The following is a 22474-nucleotide window of genomic DNA, read 5'->3' on the forward strand; positions in this document are numbered from 1 at the left end:
TGGATAGGCGAGTTCGGTTTTCCTCGCTCGCTTCCACATCCTGATACCGGCGCGCAAGCCACACCATGCCGGCGACCACTACCCTGTGAATAACTTGTTGTACCCGTCAGCAAAACTCGGGTTTGGGGGCGATTTTGGGCCGGTTATCCACAGGCTAGCGCCCGCGGAAGCTCGATTCATCGCCGTGGCCCATATCCTGCAGCATCGCGTTATAGCGTTCCAGTTCGGCATCATCGTCCGCATCCGCTTGCATATCGTGGCGGCGGGCGGTAGCACGATCATCGCTGAGCCAATCCAGGAAGAGCTTGCCAAAGACAATAACCAGCGGGAATTGACCAAAGCCCCACGCGATGCCGCCGCCCACGCGTTGATCTTGGAGCAGATCCTGATCCCAGGGCAGCTCCAAATACTGGTAGAAGTCTGCACCCAACACACTTTGCAGCTGCATCAGGTACACGCCGGCAAAGAGGTGGAATGGCATGGAAAGGAACAACACGGCCAATCGGAACGGGGTGGAGTGGCGCTTGGGAAGCGGATCCGGCCCGATGATTTCCCAGAAGTAGAAGCAGCCGGAGATGATGAACGTGAAGTTCATAATGAGGTGGCCGGCGTGCTCGGAGATAGCGAATTGATACAGGCCCGGGAACAAATACAGCACGTAGAGGAAAAATAGGTACTGCACGAGGTTGACAAACGGATTGGTAATAAACGCGACGATCTTGGACTGGGTGGCCGCCAGCGCATAGTCGTGCAGGCTGGGCTTTCCCTTCGGTCCCGCCTCAAAGGCCTCCATGAGCAGGGTCAATGGCGCACCCAGGACGAGCAGGAGCGGTATTGCCATCGACAAAATCATGTGCACCAACATGTGCATGGAATACATCGCCGGCATATACAGGCCTAGGCCGGTGGACATCACAAGGGTCAGGCCCAGCGCACCGCACATAAACCACGCAGTACGCCCCTTGCTCCAGGTCAGGCCACGCTTGTGTACGCGGTAGACGCAGTAACCATAGGCCGCAGCCAAAAGCAGGCCAATGGTGCCAAACATGATGTCAAAGCGGAACATGGTCCACACGTTGAGCACCGTGGGCTTTTCAAACAGCTCATATCCCATCAGAATCTGCATCGAGTTGAGGTTGGGATCCCGCGGCGCCGGGGGCACAGTGCGGCCCAGCGTGATGGCTACGCCAATAGTGGCGGCCATGACCGCTACTTCCACGATGGCAATACGAAGGAAAAGGCGCGGATTCTTGCCCAGCTGCGGGATGGTGAGCTCGCGGTGAGCAAGGCCGAAAATGCCCAGCAAAATCGTCAGCACGAACTTGGTAATCAGAATGATTCCGTACGCAGAATCCACCAGATCGGAGACATTCATGCGGATGAGCGTGTTAATCAAGCCCGAAACAGCAAGCACCACAATGGCCATAAAGGCGATGCCGGAGTAGCGCTTCACCGCAAAGGCGAGGTTGGGGCCAAGGCGCCGACCATGGGCGATAAGCGCCATAAGCCCGCCTACCCAAAGCATGACAAAGACCAAATGCCACAGGAGCGAATTGGTGCCGTAATCATGGTCGCCGCCCGCCGCGGAGTGGCCTTCCATGCCAATTGGTACGACCTGCATTATGGACAAGAAAAGCAGGACCGGCTGCATGGACCAGCCGCGGCCCACGAGACCGAGAATGCCCACTACGAGAGCGATGAGTACGGAGATTGCCCACACGATGGTGGTGGAAATTTCCGTCAGCGCCATTTTCATGATGGAAGGCTCGAATACCTGGGAAAAGGGCGCGCCGGTGAGGTCGGACATAATGAGTGGAATTTCCACGAGACCCACGGCCGCCACACCAAAGGAAGCCCACGTACCGGTGCGCGCGGCGATGTGGCCGTCGACGGACAAGGGGGCATCGATAAGCGTGGCATTGTCCCCGCGCGGTGCAATGAGGAACGACGAGGCCAAAAATGAGCCCACGGACAAAGCCATAAGCACCCACGCCATGCCACGAAAAAGTGGCAGGCCAAAGGTAGTTATGCGACCGGGATCCGGGATACCCAGGGCCGCCAGGGAATCGGCTAAAAGGAACAGCGAAATAAAACCGGCAATCAGGCCGGCAATAAGCATCGCTGCGATATAAATTCCCCAGGAAGGGCGGGGCTTCTTACCCGCCGCGTTCACACTGTTAACCTGCTCATTCGCCATAGTGCGCATTGTATAGCGCGACCTAGTTACTCACATAACACCCATTTTGTCTTTACATGTGCCATCATGGACCTTATGGACACCCGTCAACTTCTTTATTTTCGCGCCGTTGTAGACCATGGCTCCTTCACGCACGCTGCCGAATCCCTCGATATGACCCAGCCATCTCTGAGCCTTTCCATCCGGAAGCTAGAAAAGGAGCTAAACGCTCAGCTACTTTCACGCGGTCGCTCCGGTGTCTCCACCACTGAGGCTGGCGATTATGTCTACGAAACGGCCGTCAAGGTTGATGCGTTGTTGAGCGAAACCCAGCGCCATATCAGCGAAATCACCGGCGACAAGGCCAGCACCGTATCCCTCGCCTCCGGCGCCATTTTGAACTGGGAATTTACCCCTGCCGCCCTCGCTGAGCTCAAGCGGATTTACCCCACCGCCAATATCTCGCTGGATGACGCCGAGCCGGCTACCGCTATCAAGCACCTACTGGATGGCCAGGTGGACCTAGCGCTCTTGCCGACGTCCGATCCGAAGGCCTTCATTCGCCGCCACTCCCCCGAGCTCACCGTCCACCAGGTGGCCACGTTCGATTACTCCGTCGCCCTTCCCCAGCGCCTCGCCGAGTTGGAACCCCCCGTCTCCCTCGCTGACCTGAAGAAGGAAACATGGCTTGTCCCACCGCGCAGCCGCGAACTTCCTGAACTAGCCGAGTTCTATCAAGACCTATGGAATAGCCGCCCGGGCCTCAAGCCGGAAAAGACCCAGGAAGTCGCCAGCCTCAATAGCGCAATTCCCATGGTCTCCAGTGGCCTCGGCGTCAGCATCGTGCCCAATTGCGCACCCGCTGTGCAGCCACACGGCATCATCACCCGCCCGATTGCTGATGACCTACCCCGCTACTACGCCATCGTGGCCTACCGCACGGATCGCGAGCTGACCGCAGCCGCCCAAGAGTTGGTGGACATCCTGCGCTCGCCGCAGCGCACCCTGGCTTAGGTTTCGCCGCCCTCGTGGGCTACTATAAGTGCGTTGTAAGCCCCCATAGCTCAGTGGATTAGAGCAGTGGGTTTCTACCCCATGTGTCGCGGGTTCGAATCCTGCTGGGGGCACCGCGCGAAAGCCTTGAGGCGCCGAGTTTCTCGCCGCTTCAGGGCTTTTTGTTTACGCTAGGACTCACCATGCCCCCACTCCGGAAAGGCTTAACCATGTCACTTCCCGCTCCTTCCCGAACGTCCTACGCCCTCGTTACGGGCGCCAGCCAAGGCATTGGCAAGGCCATGGTGCAAGATTTCGCAGCCCTAGGCTATAACGTTATCCTTGTGGCCCGACGCCGCGAGCTCCTGGAGTCCATCGCCGCCGAGCTCGAACAGCGCCATAGTATCGAGGCCATTGCCCTGCCGGCGGATCTAGCGGTGGCTGACGACGTCGCCCGCGTGGCCGAGACCATCGCCACCCGCGAGGTGTCGATCCTGGTCAACTCCGCCGGCATCGCCAGCTTCGGCCCCTTCATGGACCAAGACTGGTCGTACGAGACGACACAGTTCGAGCTCAACGGAACTGCCGTCCACCACCTCACGCGAGCCGCCTTGGAACAGATGCTGCCTCGCCGCAGCGGCGCTATCTGTAATGTCGGCTCTGCCGCGGGCAATATCCCCATCCCTAATAACGCCACCTACGTTTTCACCAAGGCGGGCGTCAATGCGTTTACGGAGGCCCTGCACTACGAGCTGAAGGGCTCCGGCGTCTCGTGCACCCTGCTCGCCCCCGGCCCCGTGCGCGAGGCCACCATCGCAGAGGAAGACCAGTCGATCGTGGACAAGGTGGTCCCGGACTTTTTGTGGACCACCTACGAGTCGTGCTCCCAAGAAACCATCGAGGCCATGCGCCGCAATCAGCGCCGCGTGGTGCCCGGCCCGCTGTCTAAGGCGATGAATACCCTCAGCCAGGTGCTGCCCACCCCGGTGATTGCACCGCTGGTAGGCAGCTTCTACGCCAAGATGGGCTAGGCCCCGGCGCCTTCTAAGTCCTTGTCTTTGAGCACGCTGCCCTCGCCGCGTGCTCGTTTGCGCTCGACCCAGAAGTCCGCGTTCTTAATGCCCACAGCTTCTGGGTCGAACTGCGGATCCTTGCCGGCCTTCTTCTGCTTTTCGTAGTCCTTGAGTGCCTTGATGGCAGGAACCTGCAGGAAGAGGATGGCGATGATATTGAGCCATGCCGTCGTGCCGACACCGATATCGCCCAGCGCCCACGCCGCACCCGGAGTGGTGGTGGCGCCAACCACGACGGAAACAATAATCAGCGCGCGCAGCACCCAAATCAGGCCACGGCGGGCCGTGCGGGAGCGGACCCAGCGGTTGAAGTAGGTCAAGTTCACCTCGGACATGTAGTAGTACGCCAGGACCGTCGTAAAGGCGAAGAAGGCAATGGAGACGGCAATGAAGGTTGGGCCCCAACCGGCAAAGACGCTATCGAGGCCGGACTGCACGTAGCCGGGGCCGACCTCGACGCCACCAGGAAGCGAGCCGTTGTAGACCACTTCGCCGTCCTCGGAGCTGCCACGGAAGACGGTGTACATATCCGTAGAAATAATCATGAACGCGGTGGCCGAGCAGACAAAAAGCGTATCAACGTACACCGCGAAAGACTGCACGAAGCCCTGCTTAGCGGGGTGGGAAACCTCGGCGGCCGCAGCGGACTGCGGGCCGGTACCCTGGCCGGCCTCATTGGAGTAGATGCCGCGCTTAACACCCCACATGATGGCCGCGCCCAACATGCCGGAGAATCCGGCTTCCATATTGAATGCGGACTTGAAGATGAGCCCAAAGACCTCCGGAATCTGGGAGAAGTTCATGCACATGACCACCACGGAAATCACGATATAAATGAGCGCCATAAAGGGCACGACAATGGTGGCGAAGTTCGCAATACGCTTGACGCCACCAATAATGATGATGGCCAGGATGCCTGCGAGGACGACGGCCGCCCAGGTGGAGTTGATTCCCCACGCGGTATCGGCCGCAGCGGCCACCGCATTGGCCTGGATGGCAGGCAAGAAGTAGCTGGTAGCCAAGATCATGGCGACGGCAAACACGATGCCATAGACCACCATGAAAGGCGCGGCCTTAGTGTGCTTGTAGGCCTTTTCGATGTAGTACGCGGGCCCTCCGCGGTACTCACCGGTGTCCTGATCCTTTTCCTTGTAAATCTGAGCCAACGTACATTCGATGAACGAGGTGGACGAGCCCAAAAGCGCCACTGCCCACATCCAAAACACGGCGCCTGGCCCACCAAAGGCGATGGCTGTGGCCACGCCGGCGATATTGCCCACGCCCACGCGGCCGGAGAGCGAGACCATCAAGGATTGGAAGGAAGAAACGCCATCTGCGGACTTTTCTCCGTTAACTATCTGCTTGAGCATGTCCGGGATGCAGCGCACCTGCAGGCCGCGTGTCACCACGGTGAAATAAATACCCGCGCCGAGGCATAAAAACACCAAGACGGGGGACCAAATTGCGGTATTGAGGGCATCGAGAAAGTTTGCCATCTGGTCTCTCCTAAGTCTGTCGCGCCTCCCGAATGAAGAGCGATTAACCAGAGTATGCCCTAACTCACATATCCGAGTGAGGCAAATCACCGATTAATTTTATGCAGCACAGTGCCACACTTTCTAAAAGGTTGCGTTGTCCAGTAGCAATCGCCCCTCCAGGGCAGCCCGGTTCGTACCCCATACAGGGGTAAAAGCACGCGGGAGTAGAATGGGCCGCATGCCACATTCCGAGATAGCCGCAAAACACGACCGCCTCGTCTGGATCGATTTGGAGATGACGGGCCTCGATCCCGAGCGCCACGTCATTGTTGAGGTCGCTGCCGTCATCACCGATGGCAACCTCAACATCCTGGGCGAAGGCATCGACCTCGTCGTCCACGCCACCGAGGATGAGCTGGCACAGATGGATTCCTTTGTCACGCAGATGCACGCTAAGTCCGGGCTGGATAAGGAAATCCGCGAGTCCACCACCTCCATCGGAGAAGCCGAGGATGCCGTACTCGCGCTCATCAATGAGCATTGCGATCCCGAGCACCCCGCTCCCCTAGCCGGCAATTCCATCGCCACGGATCGCACCTTCATCCGCGCTTATATGCCGCGGCTCGACAGCGCCCTGCACTACCGCATGATCGACGTCTCCACCATCAAGGAGCTTGCTCGCCGATGGCACCCGCGCGCTTACTTCAACCAGCCCGATAAGGGCATGGCCCACCGCGCACTACAGGACATCATCGAATCCATCCGCGAGTTGGACTTCTACCGCCGCAGCGTCTTCCGCACCGACGAGGGCCCCACCTCTCCCGAGGCGGAGGAGATCAAGGCCGAAACCACCGCAGATTACCAGGCGTTTTTGTAATTTAGGCGGCGTGAGTTAACCTATATCTCGTTGCTTTCACGCAGCGATGGTGGCTGTAGTTCAGCTGGTAGAGCACCAGGTTGTGATCCTGGGTGTCGCGGGTTCGAGTCCCGTCAGCCACCCCAAGTGCCCGAGCCTTGCGCTCGGGCTTTTTCAGTTTTCTACCTGCAGGCTCGCCAGCAGCTCCTCCGAACGAGCCCGACCAGCAACATCTGGCATATCTCCGGTGACCACAAACTCACTAACGCCTAGCCGCTTGCCGACGCCCCTTAGTTCCTCCCTCACTTCCTCCACCGTTCCCCATACGTCATGGGCCAACGCCTCCTCTATGCGCCGGCGCTGCTGCCCCGTGGGGGCATCCATGTCCAGCTCGCCCGCTGGCCGCAAGGTCGCGAACTCGCCGGTCGATTGCGCTCGCACCTTCGCATAGGCTTCCGGCAACAAGAGATCACGGGCGGCCGCGGACGTCTCGGCAACGGCGATATTGAGCGAAGAGATAATGGGCGGGGCGTCGGCAAGCGCATGTTCGCGATACACTCGCGCAGCGGCCTCCTGCGTGGCTACAGGACCGCCCAGAATGACACCAAGCCCCAACTTTGCCGCCACCATTGCCGAGCGAAAGCCCGCCAAAACATAGAGCGGGGTGCCCCTATACTCAGGCCTGACCGTCACCGCCTCTTCGCCGCGCAGGTAGCGCAAGAGTGTGGCTAGCTCCGCCTCGAAGCGCTGTTTCACCTCGGCCGGCTCCCCCTGGCGCAGCGCCTTTCGCACCGGCGCGGTAAACCCGACGGAGGAGCCAATCCCTATATCAATGCGCCCGGGATACAGCGCCTCGAGGAAATTAATCTGCTCGGCCACCAGAAACGGCGGGTGATTGAGCAACATAATGCCGGCCGTCCCCACCCGAATGCGCTGCGTCTGGGCCGCAACGTGCGCCGCGAGCATCCCCGGCTGACCCGCTGGTATTCCCGGCACACCGTGATGTTCGGCCACTAGAAAGCGCTGAAACCCTAACTTCTCTACGTGCCGGGCGTGTTCGGCCACCTGATCCAGTGGGCCGGCTGCTCCGCGGTCCAAAACAGAAAAGCGCATGGCCACCACTGTAGCCATGCGCTTGTGCCTTGTGCGGACGTCAGGCGCTACTGATTAGCGTCCGCGTTACCTTTCGACCACTCATCCCAGGACATATTCCAGTCACCGAGACCGTCCAACGCATTAAGCGTCTCGCCGTAGGAGTTGAATACCCGCACCACGTCGCCACGCTTCATCGTCTCCTGGAACCACTGCGCAGCCTCCGGCGTCACATTGACGCAACCGTGGGACGTATTGGTATTTCCCTGTGCCCACACGGACCACGGAGCGGAGTGGACATAGATGCCGGAATAAGACATTTGGGTAGCCCAGTCCACAGTCGTGCGGTAGCCGCCAGCGTCATGGGCTAGGCCGAAGGTCTCCGAGTCCATGACTAGCTGCGGGTGCTCATCGCCGATAACGTAGCGGCCATTGGGCGTATCGTACTGATAATCGCGGCCAAGCGAGACCGGGATGGCACGCAAGAACTTCTTATTCTTAAAGACCTTCATCGTCTTGGTGACGTTATCAATAATGGCCACCGTGCGGTCACCGATGGTGAAATTCGTCTTGGCGTTTTCACCGCCATAGATTCCCCCACCTAGGTCCTTGCCATACTGGTCCACTTTTACTTCAACCTTAGTGCCCGGCTCCCAGTAATCCTTCGGACGCCAGCGCACCTCCTGGTTATTGACCCAGTGGAAAGCACCTTCCACCTTGGGGTTAGTGCTCACAGTAATGGTCTTTTCAGCCGCCTTCCGGTCCGTAATTGGCACACCGAAATTCACCCCAATAACCTGACCGACGCCGACTTCAGAATCCGGGATAGGGGAAAGCGAGACTTCGGCAACACCCGCTGCTTGCGGAGTGGAAAAACTGAGGTTCTTCTTGTTGCCATCTACATCGGAGGCCACGATGGAATAGGTGTGGTTATAGCCCAGGTCCTCCGCCGTAGACCACGTCTTGGCATCCTTGGAGAGCTTTTCTTTAACTTCCACGCCCATTTCATTGGTCATGGTGACGCTCTTGAGCTTGCCCGTGGTCTCCACGGTGACTGGCTTGGACGGATCTACATCCGTCGCCCCGTCCTTTACGGAGGCTACAAGGCCGCCTTTCTTTTTCTCGGACTCTTTGCCGCCGTCCCTGTCTCCATCCGCATGTGCGGCGGCGGTGGATTCTTGGTCGGCAGCCTGATTCTCGGCTGAGGAATCAGAGGAGCAGGAGGCGGCGGCTAGGGAAATGCACGCAACGCCTGCGGCCGCTACGAGACGGCGCGCGATAGGGAGGGAATTTTTCACTGAGTTGCCCTTAGACACGTAATTGCTGCTTTCAAAGACCAACATAGATTAGCGTCTCCCTTCGCCAATTACCAGAAGCCACTTCAGGCATTAACCAATTTGTTATACACCCTTCAAAAACCGCTTTGACCAGGCGATTTTACACTTTTAAAGAATGGCTGCTAGAGTATCTACTCGTTGCACAGAGAGCCACACGGCAGGAAGTCAACAATGCGCCATTAGCTCAATTGGCAGAGCAACTGACTCTTAATCAGTGGGTTCGGGGTTCGATTCCCTGATGGCGCACAATATAAATCTCGAGGCGTTGTTCTTAGAACGATACCTCGAGATTTTTCTTTTTACGAGCCAGTCCCTGTCACCGCGCTGCGCATGACTTATGTGCTCACAGCGCCAAGAAACCAGACGCCTGATGGCTCACCACTAAAACAGGGCCGGGTGATTACCCGGCCCTGTGCTATCTCACCCGCAACGGGGCAATGAGTGGAGCGCCGCCATGCTGGACGACGTCCGCCTCTACCCCATACACGCCCTCCACGAGCTCCCCCGTGAGAACGTCCGCAGGCCTACCTTGAGCGCGAATATGACCCTTTTTAAGCACCACCAGCTGGTCACACATGCGCGCGGCCAGGTTGATGTCATGGATGGCCACAAGTCCCAGGCTGCCATCGCGCTGCGCTTTGGCACGGACCTCATCCAAGACAAAGATCTGGTGATGGAGGTCGAGGGCGGAGGTAGGTTCGTCGAGAAGCATCAGGCCTGGGTTGCCCACCAACATCTGCGCCACCGCCACCAGCTGGCGCTGGCCGCCGGAAAGCTCGTTGAGGTAGCGCGAGGCAATCGCGTCCAGCCCCAGCGAGTGCAGCACCTCACCGGTGCGCGTAATCGGGTCCTCGCAGGCTTCACGGCGCGCAGAGATCAGCACGGCTTCAAACGCCCGCAGCGCGGCCGTGCTCGTGAGATCCTGCGGCACGTAGCCGATGAGCTGCCGGCGGCGCTTGCCGCGCGGGGCCGTGCCATCGACGCGGAAATCCACGTCTCCGTCGCAGCCGCGGTGCACGCCGGCCAGGGACTTAATGAGCGTGGTCTTGCCGGAGGCATTCGGCCCCAACAATCCCACCAGCTGCCCGCCGTGGAGTTTTTCCACATCCACGGACTCCAGCACGCAGTGTTTGCCATAGGCCGCACTCAGCCCGGAAATAGTCAGTTCTACGTCCACAGTGCCCTCCTTCGGGTCATAACGATGGCAATGAAGAATGGCACGCCCAGAAGCGAAGTAACGATACCAATGGGAATGGCCAGGCCCGGCTTAATCATCAGGCTCACCGCATGCGCTGCACACATCACGGCAGCACCCGCCGCCATGGAGGCCGGCAGGAAGTAACGCTGGTCCTCGCCTACCAGCATGCGGGCGATGTGCGGGCCCACCAAGCCAATGAAGCCGATGATGCCTGCGAAGGCCACGGTCGTCGCCGCGACCAGCGAGACCACGATAAGCACCACTACGCGCAGGCGCGAGGTATTGATGCCCATGGCGGTAGCGCGGGCGTCGCCAAGCCGCAAGGCCGTCAGGCGCCAGCCCAGCACCCACAGGATAGGCAGGGCGATAATGAGCACGGCCGCCAGCACGCCATTGGCCGCCCAGTTGGCGCGAGTCAGAGAACCCATGGACCAATAGACAATCTGCTGCAGCGCCTCGGCCGAAGACCGGTATTGGATAAGCGCCAGCATGGCTTGGAAGAAGAACACCAGGCCGATGCCCAGCAGCACCATAGTTTCCGCCTTAGCGCCGCGAATAACGGCCGCAATCACGATGATCGCAGTGGCTACCGCGGCCGAAAGCCACGCCACCAACGCGAGATTGAACTGCGGCTGCGCAATCAGCTGCCATTTGAGCACGATGGAGCTGGCGCCGCCAAACGCGGCGGCCGCCGAAATGCCCAGCGTGAAGGGCTCGGCTAGCGGGTTATTAAGGATGGTCTGCATCTCCGCGCCAGCCATAGACAGCGCCATGCCAATGAGCACGGCCATCACGGCCATAGGCAGGCGCAGCTGCCATAGCACCGTGCGCGTCTGGTCATCCAGCCCCGCGGGATTGACTATGCCCTTCATAACCTCGCCCGGGCTGATATCGATCGCACCCACGAAGTTGCTGATAATAAAAGCCACGGCTGCGATCAGGGTCAGGCCCGCAACAATGCCGATGCGTTGCCACGTTAACTTCTTGTGCTGCCGCGCCAGCGCGGCTACCTCTGCGCCCTCCATTAGTTGGTGCTAAAGAAGGTTCCCTCGCCGGAAACCGGCGAGTACTTTTCTTGCGCATCCATCCACTGCTTGGCGACGTCCACATCGGCATACGCCTCCGGGTCAATCCACTCCGCGATCTGCAGCAGCGCTAGGTAATTAAACGGCGAATTATAGAATTGGTGCCACATGCTGTGGAAGTGGTGTTCCTTGACCGCACGCAGCTTATCGAAGCCGGCTTGCTTCTCCGGAAGCTTCGCAATGCTGCCCTTGGCTTCCTTTTCATCAATGCCGTAACCCACTGCAGCGTATCCGACAGGGTGGCCTTCATCGTCCTTCATCTCAGACCAATCGCCACCGGTGGCAATAACCATGTCCGGGTCAGATTCCAAAACCTTCTCCGGGGTGATAGTGCCGGATTCGCCCGGGATGATTTCATCCGCAATATTCTCGCCGCCGGCCGCGTTGACCAGCTGGGAGATATTGGAATCGTTCCAGGAGCCGCAGCAATCGGACACACCGGCCGATCGCCAGACGAAGGCCCTTGGCTTGTCCTTTACCTGCTTCGCGCGGTCCTCAACCAGATCCACCGTCTTTTGCCAATCCGCGTTGAATTCCTCAGCGCGGTCCTCTTGGCCAAAGATCTCACCGAAGATGTCCATAGTCTTAGGCGTACTCTCCAGCGGGTCGCGGCGGAAGTCGGTGACCGCATACTTCAAGCCAGCCTGATCCATCTTGTCGGTCAGGCCAGCTTCGCGGGAGGCATCGTATTGATCCAGCGAGAGCACAATGAGGTCCGGGTCTAGGCTCACGAGTTTTTCTACGGTGACATCGCCCTTGGCAAAGCCGCCGATCTCTGGAACCTCGTTTACGGACGGCAGTTCCTTTTCCAGCGCCGCGTAGTAATCCGGCACGGTCTGTTTAAGATCCGTGCCAATGCCGACGACCTTGTCCAGCGGATTATCGGTATTAAGAACGCCGGTAGCAAAAAGCGATCGGCCCTCGCCCAAAATCACGCGATCGGGAGCCTTATCCAGTTCCACGTCACGGCCGATGATATCGGTGAAGGAGAACTCAGCATCGCCGCTGGAGCCGCCAGTTACTTCCTCGGCCGCACCGCAGCCGACCAGCGCCATTGCCGACGCCGCCACAACCGCCATCACTTTAAGGGGAGTATGAGCCATTTTCAGTCCTTGATCGTTGGATGCCCTCGCGGCTAACGCGAAGGGCCTTACATAGGACATCCTAACCTGACTAGGTAAGGTAACCCAAACCTAAACGGGTTCGCCGTTGATCGCGTAGTCTTCCGGCTCGCCCTTGGGCACCTCGGTTCCGTCCGACATGGTGCGATCTTCCAGCTCTCCATCCGGATCCACGATGGCGATATCGAAGCCAGACTCGCGGATTCGGCGTAGCCCCTCCTTCAGCATGCGCCGGCCCATGCGGTTCGTGCCCGTAATATGCGATAGCTCGAGCACCACCGTGCCCTCGCCAAAATCCGACTCCATCAACTCGTACAAGATGGTCTCGGCCGCGTTGAAGTTGATTAGGCCCTGCAGGTAGATCACGGTCAGCTCCGCATCCTGCTCCACCTTGCGCACTGGGTTCACGCCATAGCGCTCGTCTGTAGACATCAGGTGCAGACCCATGTCCTTCGACAGCAGCTTGAACGCATCCACCCCGCGCACTGAGTTGCCTTCCTTGTTCAGCCGCGGCGAGAATGTCGCCACGCCCAACTGGCCCGGCAGCGTGCCCAGCAGGCCACCCGAGACGCCCGACTTCGCCGGGATACCCACCTCGGCCATCCAACGGCCGGCGCCGTCATACATGCCGGCCGAGCTCATCACCGATAGCGTCAACCGGCACACGTCCGCGTCCAAAATTTTGTCGCCCGTCACCGGCTGCACGCCACCGTTCGCCAACGTTGCCGACATCACGGCCAAGTCCCGTACCGTCACCACAATCGAGCACTGCTCAACATACGTTGACACCGCATCGTGCGCCTCGTCCTGGATGATGTCGTAGTTGCGCAACATGTGCGCCAGCGAGAGGTTGCGTTCGCTGACATCGAGCTCGGAGGAGCGCATGGCGTCGTCGATAAGCAAATCGCGCCCCGCCAGCCGCGAGAAATAGGTGCGCAGACGCTCCACGCGCGCGGCAGGCTCCGAATCCACGCCATTAATCAGCTGCGTGACCGCAATCGCGCCCGCATTAATCATGGGGTTGACCGGCCGGTGATCATCGCGGTTGAGCGAAAGCTCGTTGAAAGCCTCGCCCGAAGGCTCCATACCCACAATCTCGCGCACCGCGGAAAGACCAAGCTCCTGGAGAGCCAGCGCATAAACAAAAGGCTTGGACAAGGATTGCAGGGTAAATTCCACCTCATCATCGCCCGCAGAGTAGACGTGGCCGGTGGTGGTGCACATCGCGGCGCCGAGATACTCGGGCTCTGCCTTGGCCAGCTCCGGAATATAATCCGCCACGGCACCGTCGCGATTATCGCGCACCTTGGTGAGGATTTCCTGCAAATAAAAAGGGATTGGTGTCTTCATCCCAACCCAGCCTACGAAAAAAGTCCCCGCGGTGTGCGGGGACTTCACAATTAGTGGCGCTCGGACAGCAGGCGCTGCAGCTCCTTCAGGTCGCTCTTGCGGCGGCGAGAGCGGAAGACCGAGAAAGCAATCAGTCCAACCACAGCGGCGCCGACGCCGCCCAAGGCCATCTGCACGTTGCGGTCCTGCAGCTTATCGGTAGCCGCGGTCTTAGCCTCGTTGGCAAAGTTCTGCGGCTTGCTGCGCTGTGCCAGCTCGTCCAGGGTGCCGGCCAGCTGGCGGCGGGTGCGCTCGATATCGCGCTGAATGTCTTCAATATTGCGTGCCACGAAGTTCTCCTCTTAACTTAGGTTCGCTCTTAACGGGGTCATTCTACCCCGCCGGCCCAAAAGCGTGCAGCCCGGGCGGTAAGTAAGGTGGAAACTATGACTGAAAACCGTTTGAACGTTGGAGATACCGCCCCTGCCTTTGCGCTTGCCGACGACGCCGGAAACACCGTTTCCCTCGCCGATTACGCAGGCCAGCGCGTACTGGTCTACTTCTACCCCCGCGCCAATACCCCAGGCTGCACCAAGGAAGCCTGCGATTTCCGCGATTCCCTGGAACAGCTCAACGATCTCAATATTGCCGTCGTAGGCATCTCGCCAGATAAGCCGGAGGCGCTGGCGAAGTTCCGCGCGGACCACGAGCTGAACTTCCCGCTGCTTTCGGATCCGGATAAGTCTGTCATGACCGCCTACGACGCGTTTGGCGAGAAGAAGAACTACGGCAAGGTCGTCCAGGGCGTAATCCGCTCCACCTTCTTGGTCGAGCCGGATGGCACCATCGGCCAAACGCACTACAACGTCAAGGCCACCGGCCACGTCGCCCGCGTGATGAAGGGGCTAAGCTAGCACGTGGGAGAGATTCTGCTACCGCGGCGTCGGCCAGCGCAGGCGCGCAGTCGCGAGCGCTTCGAGCGCATTCTGCAGGCCGCACGCGCCGTGCTTGTCGACGTCGGCTTTGAATCCTTCACCGTCGACGAGGTCGCCCACCGCGCCGGGGTGCCCATCGGCACGCTGTATCAGTACTTTGCCAATAAATACGTGCTCGTCTGCGAGCTCGACCGCCAAGACACGGCCGCCAGCCGGGCCGAAATCGAGCGCTTCTCCCGCCGCGCCCCGGACGTGCAATGGCCCGATGTGTTGGATGAAACCATCGATCACCTGGCGCGTATGTGGCGCGACGATCCCTCCCGGCGCGCCGTGTGGCATGCCGTGCAATCCACCCCCGCCACCCGCGCGACGGCCGCAGATACCGAGCGGCAGCTGCTTTTCCCCTTGTCAGAAATCCTCTCCCCACTCGCGCCGTCCATGAGCGATGACGAACGCATTGACCTGGCCGGCTTCCTTATCCACAGTGTGGTCTCGCAACTCAATTACGCAACTGCGGGCGACCCAGGCGACTTTGACGCCGTGGTCGTAGAGATTAAGCGCATGCTCGTTTCGTATCTCTTTGCCATTGCGGCCCACTGGGGCAGTTGACGCTTAAACAAGTTATCCACAGGCTGCGGACGTCTTCGCCTCGGCTCGCCCACCGGCTCTGCTTAAATTTGCAACCATGAACGCACTGCAGGCCTATGCCACCCATATTGCCTCGGCGATGGACATCCTCGCCGAGGCCCACGGCGCGTCTGAGCGCGCCCTTGTCGAGCTGGGCTTGCCGGATGTCGAGGCCCGCGACCTCCGCGCGCTGGCCGCAGTCTACTTCGGCCCGACCGGCTTCAGCCGCAAGCAACGCCACGCAGCCGCGGCTGCCCGACACCACGACCTCGTAACGCTCAAGCTGATTGAAAAGTACGTCTCCCGGGTGCGCACTAAGCGTGAGGCGTGGAACCTACGCGTGGAGCTGTGCCGCCTGCGTGGTCCGGCTTCTGACATCGCCCGCCGCGCCAAGCAGCGCCTGCGCGAACTTCGCCCGCGCCGCATGCCACCCCGCGAAGGCGTCCAGCTCCTTCGCCGGCCGAACGGCCCGTGGACTATGCGGATTACCGCGCCCTCGGCCTTCCTTGCTGAATTCGACGCCGCGCTCGACCCCGACCGCCCACTCGATTCCCTCCGCGACCTCCTTCGCGGCACCGGCGCACCTTCCGCGCGCACCACCACTAACGTCATCATCCCGCTCAACGCCCTAGACCAAATCCTGGACGGCGACGGCGACGAAGTCACGCTACGCCTTAGCAATGGCGCCACCATTACCGGCGCCGAGCTCGTTGAGCGCACCTTCACCGAGCACGGCCTAGCCACCCTTATCCACCCCGTCAAGGGCCCAGTCAACCTATATCGCACATCGCGCTACGCCACCGAGAAACAGCGACAGATGGCCGCCGCCGAAAATCCTACCTGCCCGTGGCCACCGTGCAACCATCCGGCGGACAAGGCCCAGATCCATCACCTCAAGGCGTGGAAACACGGTGGGTTGACCAACATGGAAAACCTGACCGTGTGCTGCCCTTACCACAACGGGGTCAACCAAGATGATCCAAATGCCCCACCGCTGCGCGGGCGCCTTGCCCGAGTCAATGGCAAGGTCCGCTGGGTTCGTTAGCGCTGCCTCTGCGAGGTAGCGCTACTTGGCGTGTCATCGACCACAAGGACGTCGTGGACAAGGTCGCGCGCGGCGCTTAACGCATCACGGTCGGAGTCAGGATGGTCGTCGGTGGCGAAGACCTGACACTCGTGATCGGGGATCACCTCCGCGCGGCGGGTTATGCCACGCTGCGCGGTATAGGCATCAAAGAGGTTATCGATGCTCAGGACTAGTCCTCGTTTTTCAGTTGCTCGCGCAGCTGCTGGAAGTACTCGCGTGCAGCCTGGGGCTGCGCGGTGGAGTGCTGGCCCTGCTGCGGGTGCGGCTCTGCCTGCTGGTTCTCGGAGCGTTGCTGCTCAGCGCGCTGGGAAGCGGCGATGGCTTCGCGCTTAGCGCGTTCGGCCTGACGCTTAGATTCGCGCTCGATTTCCTCGGCACGGGAAGGCTTCTTAGGCTGCGGGCGACGGCGTTGCGACGGCTCCTCGGCGGAGTCGAGGGCACGGTTGGCCATGAGCACGTCGCGCATGCCGCTGAAAAGATCGCCCATCCCCTGCGGGTTAGAGGGCATATAAAGAACGGACGCCTGGCCATTGTGGGAAACGTCGACCATAGCGTCGAGGTACTGGGAGACCAGCATGAGGGCTTCGGGGGATTCTTCCACGCCGGCGTCGCGAAGCATCTCGTACTGCTGGGCAATGCCCTCGACGATTTCCTTACGCTGGTCGGCAACGCCGCGACCCTGCAGCTTCTTCGCTTCGGCTGCGCCTTCGGCCTCCTTCACCACGCGGATCTTCTCAGCCTCCGCCTGGGCGACGGCCGCCTCGCGCTCGCGCTGCGCAGCGTTAATGGAGTTCATGGACTCGCGCACCCGGGAGTCAGGGCGGATATCGGTGACCAAGGTATTGACAAAATTCCAGCCATACTCGGCCATATTGTCGCGCAGGGAGGCCGCAACATTGCGGGCGATGGTGTCCTTGGAGGAGAAGGAATCATCTAGGTTCATATTCGCTACGGAGGAACGAACATTGTCCTGGACGTAGGCCACAATCTGCTGCTCGTGATTGGAGAGCATGTAGTACGCTTCACGCTCGCGGCCCTGGACTACCTCGTACTGCACGGCAACAGGGATTTGCACGAAGACATTATCCTTCGTCTTGGTCTCCACCATCACGTCCAGCTGCCGCACCTGCAGCGAAATCTTATCGCGCACGCGGTCTATCCACGGCATTTTAAAGTGCAGGCCAGCATGTGCCACCTTTTGGAATTTGCCCAAGCGCTCCAGAATGGCAGCTTCGCGAGTACGAACGATGAAATAACCATCGAAGAGCGTTCCCAAGATAATCAGCAGGATAAGGACTATTACTATGGTGGCAATCATTGAGTCTCCCTAAAAGTCGTGATGATCACTAATATTTTCGCATAGGAAATAGCGAAATGCTAGTGATCGTCGATAAGCGAAAAGAGCTTCCCCAAGATGGTCGCACCATCCTCGCGGATGCCGTTGTGCTGGAATTCATTGTTAATCCACGGCCGCAGATCTCCCAGGTGCGCGGCCGTAGCCAAGGACTCCTCGAGCGGGACGAAAATATCATCGACGTAGATGGCCGCGGCCGTAGACGGCACCTCGCCCAACGCGTAGGGCGGGGAGAATTCGTGGCGGGCGAGGTCATGGGCGGCGTCGGCAAACGCGTGCAAGGCCGGGTCCTCGTTGAACTGCCAGGGGAAAATGTGCTCGCCGGTCAGCCAGGTGCCCGCCTCTGCAAACTCCGGAAATTCCTCGCGCACGCGGTGCGCCGCCCAGTTCGTAGCGGCCTGGCCACCGGCGCCGCCATAAATCGACTCATGTATTGCGGCGTACAACGGAGCGTCCGCAAAGCTCACGCGCTGGCCGACGTCCGCCAGGAAATCACCCCGCAACCGCTTCTCCCCCGCCACGGTGCGGAAAGGCTCTTCCAGCAGATAGGCCAGCGAATCAAAGCCGGTGCCGCGGCCGAGCTCGATGCCGATGGTACGAAAGCGCAGCGCGGACAGGCGCTCGCCAGTTGGAAGCCGCTCATCTGAATTGTCCAGGTGGGAAATGATCTCCTCGATACGGCCCTGTGCCCACGGGAATTCGCGGTAGAAACGCTGCTGGCGGGCCTTAAGCTTGCTAAAGGTAGCGCGATAGAGCTCGTCCGCACCCTTCAACGTGGGGATGCCGCCGGTGAAGAAAGCATGCTCGACGCGCTCGGGCGCCTGGGATAGGTAGGCGGTGATGCAAAAGCCGCCAAAAGACTGCCCGAACAGCGACCACTTCTCGAGTCCGAGGTGCTCGCGCAGGCGCTCGGCATCGCGGACGATATTGTCCTGGCGCAGCAACGCCAGGTGCTTGGCTGTGCGCTCAGCCGCCGGGCTAAGCGCATCAATGCGGTGCGAGCGGCCGGTGCCGCGCTGATCCATGAGGATAACCCGGTAGCGCTCTAGCGCCTTGCCAATCAGCCCCGTAGGCGCCAATGGCCGAGGCGCCGGGAAACCGGGACCGCCCTGCAGGTAGAGCAATGCGGGCAGGTCCTCTCCGCCGGGCGGGATTATTTCGCGGGCGTAGAGCCCAAAAGTCTCGTGGGGATTGGAATAATCCCACGGGACTTCTAGGTGGTGCTCTTTAATTGTGTGGCCGAAGCGGCGATAGGAGGTCATGTCCTCCCAGGCTAGTAGACTTCCAAGCCCTTCGAGCGGAAGACGTCGCGGATTTTCTCCACATCCTCCGGCTTTGGTGGCTTCGTGTCAGCTAGCTGGTAGTTCATGCCCAAGCTATCCCACTTGTCCTTGCCCATATTGTGGAAAGGCAGGACCTCAACGCGCTCAACGTTGGATTTCCAACGCGCCACGATATTGGCCACATTTTCCACGTTCTCTGGCGAGTCCGTGAGGTCTGGCACCACCACGAAGCGGATCCACACCGGTTTGCCTATCTTGTTCAGCCTGTCGCCGAAGTCCAGCGTGGGCTGGAGTTCGCGCTGAGTGACCTTCCGATAGGTTTCCTCGTCACCCGACTTGACGTCGAGAAGCACGAGGTCGATATTATCCAGGTCCTCGTCACGCAAACGCGCACCGAGATAACCGGCAGTATCGATGGTGGTGTGGATGCCCGCATCGTGAACTTCCTTGAGCACGCGGCGCGTGAAAGAAAGTTGGAAGAGGGGTTCACCACCGGAGATGGTGAGACCGCCACCGGAAGCGTTGAAGATTGGCTTATAACGCTTAATGCGCTTGACCACATCCTCGACCCGCTCTAGCGTGCCGGTCTTCATCTCCCAGGTGTCTGGGTTATGGCAATACTGGCAGCGCAGTGGGCAGCCGGACATGAACATCGTCATGCGGGTACCCGGGCCATCGACGGCGGTCACGAGCTCCCAAGAGTGCACGAGGGCAATATCGCCGGTACGGCGCGCCTCCATGAGTTCGGGGCGGGTAATGTCATCGAATTGAACGTCGTTTCCCAGGCCCGCGGCCGCGCCGCGGACTCGCTCTCCCTCTTCAGGAGAGAGGGTAACGACACCAGTAACGCCATCAGCCATGATTAGGAACCCTGGTGGAAGGTGCGGGAGATAACGTCGAGCTGCTGCTCCTTGGTCAGCTTAACGAAGTTGACTGCGTAGCCAGAGACGCGAACGGTCAGGTTCGGGTACTTCTCTGGGTGCTCAACGGCATCTTCCAGGGTGGACTTGTCCAGCACGTTGATGTTTGCGTGGTACAGACCAGAGTTCATCTGGTGTGCATCGCGGTTTGCCTTCATTGCTGACATGCGGTCTTCGAAAGTTGGGGTTGCCATGATTTTCTCCTTTTCGGGATGGTTGAGGGTTGGTGGTTTTTACTTCTCCATGATGAAGCCGGCATCCAGAACGCCCACCAAGTTATTGATGCGCTCTTCTGGGGTGCGGCCCAATCCGGAAGGAGTAATGGTGTTGGTCAGCGAGATGCCGTCCAAGGCGTCCTTGTAATCCAGCTTGCCGACGGACAGCATGGAAGCAACCATGCCGTGGCTGTCAGCACCGTTTTCAGGGTTAGCGCCTGGGGAGAACGGCGTGCCGGCCTTGTGGCCCGACGGGAAGGCGCCTGTTGCCTTGCCGTAGACCACGTTCGAGGTAATGGTCAGCACGGACTGGGTTGGGATGGCATTGCGGTACATCGGGATGGCCTTAATTTTTTCCATCACAGTGTGGACAATGGTAGCGGCGATATCATCGGCGCGGTCATCATCGTTGCCGTAGAACGGGAACTCACCTTCGGTGATGTAGTCCGTAATCAGACCGGTCTCGTCGCGTACCGGGGTGACCTTGGCGTACTTGATAGCAGCCAGGGAGTCGGCAACGATGGACAGGCCGGCGATGCCGCAGCCCATGGAGCGGACGATATTGGAATCGTGCAGCGCCATCTCGACTGCCTCATAGGCGTACTTGTCGTGGGAGTAGTGGATGATGTTGAGGGCCTCAACGTAGGTGCCAACAACCCAGTCCAGCATCTCCTCGTACTTCTGCCAGACCTCATCGAAGTCCAGCGGGCCATCGCCCTTGATGGGCTCGTAGCCTTCGACAACCTGCTTGCCGGATACCTCATCGCGGCCACCGTTAATGGCGTAGAGCAGTGCCTTTGCGGCGTTCACACGAGCGCCGAAGAACTGCATCTGCTTGCCAACTTCCATCGGGGAAACGCAGCAAGCAATTGCGGCGTCGTCGCCCCACTGCTCACGAATCTGGCGGTCAGACTCGTACTGGATGGAGGAGGTCTCAATGGAGATGTGGGCGCAGAATTCCTTGTAGCCCTCTGGCAGCTTCGGATCCCAGAAAATGGTGATGTTTGGCTCAGGTGATGGGCCAAGGTTCACCAGGGTCTGCAGCAGACGGAAGGAGGTCTTGGTGACCATGTGGCGACCGTCATTGCCAAAGCCGGCGTCGGACCAGGTTGCCCAGTACGGGTCGCCGGAGAAAATCTGGTCGTAGTCGATGGTGCGCAGGAAGCGAACGATACGCAGCTTGAGAACCAGGGAGTCGATGATTTCCTGGGCGTCTTCCTCAGTGATGATGCCTGCGGCAAGGTCGCGCTCGAAGTAGCAATCGAAGAAGGCGGACAGGCGGCCGATGGACATTGCGGCGCCATCCTGGGACTTAATGGAAGCCAGGTAGCCGAAGTAGGTCCACTGCACTGCCTCGTGAGCGGTCTTAGCCGGCTGGGAGATGTCGAAGCCGTAGGACTCGGCCATCTTCTTGAGCTTCTTCAGGGCCTTAATCTGCTCAGAGTGCTCCTCGCGGTAGCGTGCCCAGTGCTCAGAGAAGCCAGCATCTGCGACAGAATCGCGGGAAGCCTGCTTTTCCTCGATCAGGTAATCCACACCATAAAGTGCAACACGACGGTAGTCGCCGATGATGCGGCCACGGCCGTAAGCATCCGGCAGGCCGGTGATGATGTGTGATGAACGAGCAGCGCGGATGCGCGGGGTGTAGATATCGAAGACCGCATCGTTGTGAGTCTTGCGGTAACGGGTGAAGATCTTCTCCACCTCAGGATCTACTTCCTTGCCCGCTTCGCCGATAGCCTGCTTGACCATGCGCCAGCCACCGAATGGCATCATGGCACGCTTCAGCGGGGTATCAGTCTGCAGGCCGACGATGACGTCGTCGTCCTCTGAGATGTAGCCGGCCGGGAAAGCGTCAATGTCTGACGGAGTGTGGGTGTCGACGTCGTAAACGCGCTTTTCGCGCTCGACGGACAGGTAGTTCTTTTCCAGGGTCTCCCAGACGCGCTTGGTCTTTTCGGTCGGGCCCGCCAGGAAGCTGGAGTCGCCGTCGTACGGCGTGTAGTTGCGCTGGATGAAGTCGCGGACGTTGATGCCCTCGGTCCACGGACCGGACTCAAAACCCTTCCAAGCTTCAAACTGTTGAGGCTGCGTTGCGGTAGTCATAATTCCCTTCTTTCGGGCGAATTTCTAGCAGGGGATAAATGCCGCTTTCTTCGAGCCACAGCACCAAGCCCCTCTGGCCTCAATTGTTGACCAATTCCCTGGTAATAACAAGTCTCGCAAACGTTTGAAAGCCAAGTAATAAACCGGTCGTGTTGTTTAGCTGGTTAGTGATTTCATGCAGAACGCACGTACGTCTTTTATCGGGGGTG

The 22474-nt window shown here is 59.7% G+C and carries 20 protein-coding genes and 3 tRNA genes; 9 read left to right on the top strand and 14 right to left on the bottom strand.

Annotated elements, in window-relative coordinates; all coding sequences use genetic code 11:
• Nucleotides 1-154 precede the first annotated feature (154 nt).
• Nucleotides 155-2206 carry a cytochrome c oxidase assembly protein gene (locus QKD99_RS01825; RefSeq protein WP_225746518.1) on the bottom strand — a complete coding sequence of 684 codons (2052 nt, stop codon included), beginning with the start codon at nt 2204-2206 and terminating at the stop codon, nt 155-157.
• Between the two features lie 66 nt (nt 2207-2272).
• Here QKD99_RS01825 and QKD99_RS01830 point away from each other — a divergent pair, with 66 nt between their 5' ends.
• From QKD99_RS01830 to cmrA, 3 genes are all read left to right on the top strand, one after another.
• Entirely contained in the window at nt 2273-3190 is a 918-nt protein-coding gene (locus QKD99_RS01830; protein WP_347950560.1) for a LysR family transcriptional regulator, read from the top strand.
• 39 nt (nt 3191-3229) lie between these two features.
• A tRNA-Arg gene (locus tag QKD99_RS01835) sits at nt 3230-3303 on the top strand.
• A 96-nt stretch (nt 3304-3399) separates the two neighbouring features.
• Nucleotides 3400-4200 (top strand): mycolate reductase, encoded by an 801-nt coding sequence (cmrA, locus tag QKD99_RS01840; protein ID WP_347950561.1) that lies wholly within the window; start codon nt 3400-3402, stop codon nt 4198-4200.
• On the opposite strand, the gene QKD99_RS01845 is transcribed toward cmrA, so the two are convergent.
• Nucleotides 4197-5738 carry an alanine/glycine:cation symporter family protein gene (locus tag QKD99_RS01845; protein WP_347950562.1) on the bottom strand — a complete coding sequence of 514 codons (1542 nt, stop codon included), beginning with the start codon at nt 5736-5738 and terminating at the stop codon, nt 4197-4199. The two genes, cmrA and QKD99_RS01845, sit on opposite strands and share 4 nt — an antisense overlap.
• A 211-nt stretch (nt 5739-5949) precedes the next feature.
• On the opposite strand from QKD99_RS01845, the gene orn reads away from it, so the two are divergent.
• Together orn and QKD99_RS01855 are read left to right on the top strand one after the other, a co-directional pair.
• The gene (gene orn, locus QKD99_RS01850; protein ID WP_250411916.1) at nt 5950-6597 is read left to right on the top strand and encodes an oligoribonuclease; all 648 of its coding nucleotides are present in this window, start codon (nt 5950-5952) and stop codon (nt 6595-6597) included.
• Between the two features lie 49 nt (nt 6598-6646).
• Nucleotides 6647-6722 (top strand) — tRNA-His (locus QKD99_RS01855).
• Nucleotides 6723-6750: 28 nt separating this feature from the next.
• Here the strand turns inward: QKD99_RS01855 and QKD99_RS01860 are convergent.
• Together QKD99_RS01860 and QKD99_RS01865 are read right to left on the bottom strand one after the other, a co-directional pair.
• Complete coding sequence (locus QKD99_RS01860) at nt 6751-7707, bottom strand: MsnO8 family LLM class oxidoreductase (protein ID WP_347950563.1); 957 nt, start codon at nt 7705-7707, stop codon at nt 6751-6753.
• A gap of 29 nt (nt 7708-7736) precedes the next feature.
• On the bottom strand, nt 7737-9011 hold the full coding sequence (locus tag QKD99_RS01865) for an Ig-like domain-containing protein (RefSeq protein WP_347950564.1): 1275 nt from the start codon (nt 9009-9011) through the stop codon (nt 7737-7739).
• Nucleotides 9012-9178: 167 nt separating this feature from the next.
• Between QKD99_RS01865 and QKD99_RS01870 the strand changes: the two genes are divergently transcribed.
• A tRNA-Lys gene (locus QKD99_RS01870) sits at nt 9179-9251 on the top strand.
• 169 nt (nt 9252-9420) lie between these two features.
• On the opposite strand, the gene QKD99_RS01875 is transcribed toward QKD99_RS01870, so the two are convergent.
• From QKD99_RS01875 to QKD99_RS01895, 5 genes are all read right to left on the bottom strand, one after another.
• Nucleotides 9421-10182 (bottom strand): ABC transporter ATP-binding protein, encoded by a 762-nt coding sequence (locus tag QKD99_RS01875; protein ID WP_347950565.1) that lies wholly within the window; start codon nt 10180-10182, stop codon nt 9421-9423.
• Nucleotides 10173-11228: an iron ABC transporter permease gene (locus QKD99_RS01880; protein ID WP_250411906.1), complete on the bottom strand. Its 1056-nt coding sequence runs from the start codon at nt 11226-11228 to the stop codon at nt 10173-10175. The genes QKD99_RS01875 and QKD99_RS01880 overlap by 10 nt, the downstream gene beginning before the upstream one ends.
• Nucleotides 11228-12391 (bottom strand): ABC transporter substrate-binding protein, encoded by a 1164-nt coding sequence (locus tag QKD99_RS01885; RefSeq protein ID WP_347950566.1) that lies wholly within the window; start codon nt 12389-12391, stop codon nt 11228-11230. Before QKD99_RS01885 ends, QKD99_RS01880 begins: the two co-directional genes overlap by 1 nt.
• A gap of 90 nt (nt 12392-12481) precedes the next feature.
• Entirely contained in the window at nt 12482-13759 is a 1278-nt protein-coding gene (locus QKD99_RS01890) for a glutaminase (RefSeq protein ID WP_198491975.1), read from the bottom strand.
• A 50-nt stretch (nt 13760-13809) separates the two neighbouring features.
• Nucleotides 13810-14088 (bottom strand): DUF3618 domain-containing protein, encoded by a 279-nt coding sequence (locus tag QKD99_RS01895; protein WP_005323988.1) that lies wholly within the window; start codon nt 14086-14088, stop codon nt 13810-13812.
• Nucleotides 14089-14184: 96 nt separating this feature from the next.
• On the opposite strand from QKD99_RS01895, the gene bcp reads away from it, so the two are divergent.
• From bcp to QKD99_RS01910, 3 genes are all read left to right on the top strand, one after another.
• Complete coding sequence (gene bcp, locus QKD99_RS01900) at nt 14185-14652, top strand: thioredoxin-dependent thiol peroxidase (RefSeq protein ID WP_284768741.1); 468 nt, start codon at nt 14185-14187, stop codon at nt 14650-14652.
• A 3-nt stretch (nt 14653-14655) separates the two neighbouring features.
• Nucleotides 14656-15282 carry a TetR family transcriptional regulator gene (locus tag QKD99_RS01905; protein WP_284767081.1) on the top strand — a complete coding sequence of 209 codons (627 nt, stop codon included), beginning with the start codon at nt 14656-14658 and terminating at the stop codon, nt 15280-15282.
• 76 nt (nt 15283-15358) lie between these two features.
• Nucleotides 15359-16345: an HNH endonuclease signature motif containing protein gene (locus QKD99_RS01910; protein WP_294166167.1), complete on the top strand. Its 987-nt coding sequence runs from the start codon at nt 15359-15361 to the stop codon at nt 16343-16345.
• A gap of 211 nt (nt 16346-16556) precedes the next feature.
• On the opposite strand, the gene QKD99_RS01915 is transcribed toward QKD99_RS01910, so the two are convergent.
• Genes QKD99_RS01915 through pflB form a run of 5 tightly spaced genes read right to left on the bottom strand, consistent with a single transcriptional unit; the run spans nt 16557 to nt 22265 of the window.
• Complete coding sequence (locus tag QKD99_RS01915; protein WP_239278379.1) at nt 16557-17705, bottom strand: SPFH domain-containing protein; 1149 nt, start codon at nt 17703-17705, stop codon at nt 16557-16559.
• A 59-nt stretch (nt 17706-17764) separates the two neighbouring features.
• Nucleotides 17765-19003, bottom strand: coding sequence for an alpha/beta fold hydrolase (locus tag QKD99_RS01920; protein ID WP_347950567.1), 1239 nt, complete (start codon nt 19001-19003; stop codon nt 17765-17767).
• A gap of 11 nt (nt 19004-19014) precedes the next feature.
• Nucleotides 19015-19884: a pyruvate formate-lyase-activating protein gene (gene pflA, locus QKD99_RS01925; protein WP_284816028.1), complete on the bottom strand. Its 870-nt coding sequence runs from the start codon at nt 19882-19884 to the stop codon at nt 19015-19017.
• Between the two features lie 2 nt (nt 19885-19886).
• On the bottom strand, nt 19887-20138 hold the full coding sequence (gene grcA2, locus QKD99_RS01930) for an autonomous glycyl radical cofactor GrcA2 (RefSeq protein ID WP_005323969.1): 252 nt from the start codon (nt 20136-20138) through the stop codon (nt 19887-19889).
• Nucleotides 20139-20177: 39 nt separating this feature from the next.
• Nucleotides 20178-22265: a formate C-acetyltransferase gene (gene pflB / locus QKD99_RS01935; RefSeq protein ID WP_336620593.1), complete on the bottom strand. Its 2088-nt coding sequence runs from the start codon at nt 22263-22265 to the stop codon at nt 20178-20180.
• Nucleotides 22266-22474: the final 209 nt, after the last annotated feature.

The organism is Corynebacterium sp. c3Ub_189 (assembly GCF_039907195.1).
Classification (GTDB): Bacteria; Actinomycetota; Actinomycetes; order Mycobacteriales; family Mycobacteriaceae; genus Corynebacterium.

Excerpts from the sequence above, each read along its gene's own strand:
- QKD99_RS01825 (WP_225746518.1), bottom strand. The coding sequence starts at position 2,206 with ATGCGCACTATGGCGAATGAGCAGGTTAACAGTGTGAACGCGGCGGGT.
- QKD99_RS01830 (WP_347950560.1), top strand. The coding sequence starts at position 2,273 with ATGGACACCCGTCAACTTCTTTATTTTCGCGCCGTTGTAGACCATGGC.
- cmrA (WP_347950561.1), top strand. The coding sequence starts at position 3,400 with ATGTCACTTCCCGCTCCTTCCCGAACGTCCTACGCCCTCGTTACGGGC.
- QKD99_RS01845 (WP_347950562.1), bottom strand. The coding sequence starts at position 5,738 with ATGGCAAACTTTCTCGATGCCCTCAATACCGCAATTTGGTCCCCCGTC.
- orn (WP_250411916.1), top strand. The coding sequence starts at position 5,950 with ATGGGCCGCATGCCACATTCCGAGATAGCCGCAAAACACGACCGCCTC.
- QKD99_RS01860 (WP_347950563.1), bottom strand. The coding sequence starts at position 7,707 with ATGGCTACAGTGGTGGCCATGCGCTTTTCTGTTTTGGACCGCGGAGCA.
- QKD99_RS01865 (WP_347950564.1), bottom strand. The coding sequence starts at position 9,011 with ATGTTGGTCTTTGAAAGCAGCAATTACGTGTCTAAGGGCAACTCAGTG.
- QKD99_RS01880 (WP_250411906.1), bottom strand. The coding sequence starts at position 11,228 with ATGGAGGGCGCAGAGGTAGCCGCGCTGGCGCGGCAGCACAAGAAGTTA.
- QKD99_RS01885 (WP_347950566.1), bottom strand. The coding sequence starts at position 12,391 with ATGGCTCATACTCCCCTTAAAGTGATGGCGGTTGTGGCGGCGTCGGCA.
- QKD99_RS01890 (WP_198491975.1), bottom strand. The coding sequence starts at position 13,759 with ATGAAGACACCAATCCCTTTTTATTTGCAGGAAATCCTCACCAAGGTG.
- bcp (WP_284768741.1), top strand. The coding sequence starts at position 14,185 with ATGACTGAAAACCGTTTGAACGTTGGAGATACCGCCCCTGCCTTTGCG.
- QKD99_RS01910 (WP_294166167.1), top strand. The coding sequence starts at position 15,359 with ATGAACGCACTGCAGGCCTATGCCACCCATATTGCCTCGGCGATGGAC.
- QKD99_RS01915 (WP_239278379.1), bottom strand. The coding sequence starts at position 17,705 with ATGATTGCCACCATAGTAATAGTCCTTATCCTGCTGATTATCTTGGGA.
- QKD99_RS01920 (WP_347950567.1), bottom strand. The coding sequence starts at position 19,003 with ATGACCTCCTATCGCCGCTTCGGCCACACAATTAAAGAGCACCACCTA.
- pflA (WP_284816028.1), bottom strand. The coding sequence starts at position 19,884 with ATGGCTGATGGCGTTACTGGTGTCGTTACCCTCTCTCCTGAAGAGGGA.
- grcA2 (WP_005323969.1), bottom strand. The coding sequence starts at position 20,138 with ATGGCAACCCCAACTTTCGAAGACCGCATGTCAGCAATGAAGGCAAAC.
- pflB (WP_336620593.1), bottom strand. The coding sequence starts at position 22,265 with ATGACTACCGCAACGCAGCCTCAACAGTTTGAAGCTTGGAAGGGTTTT.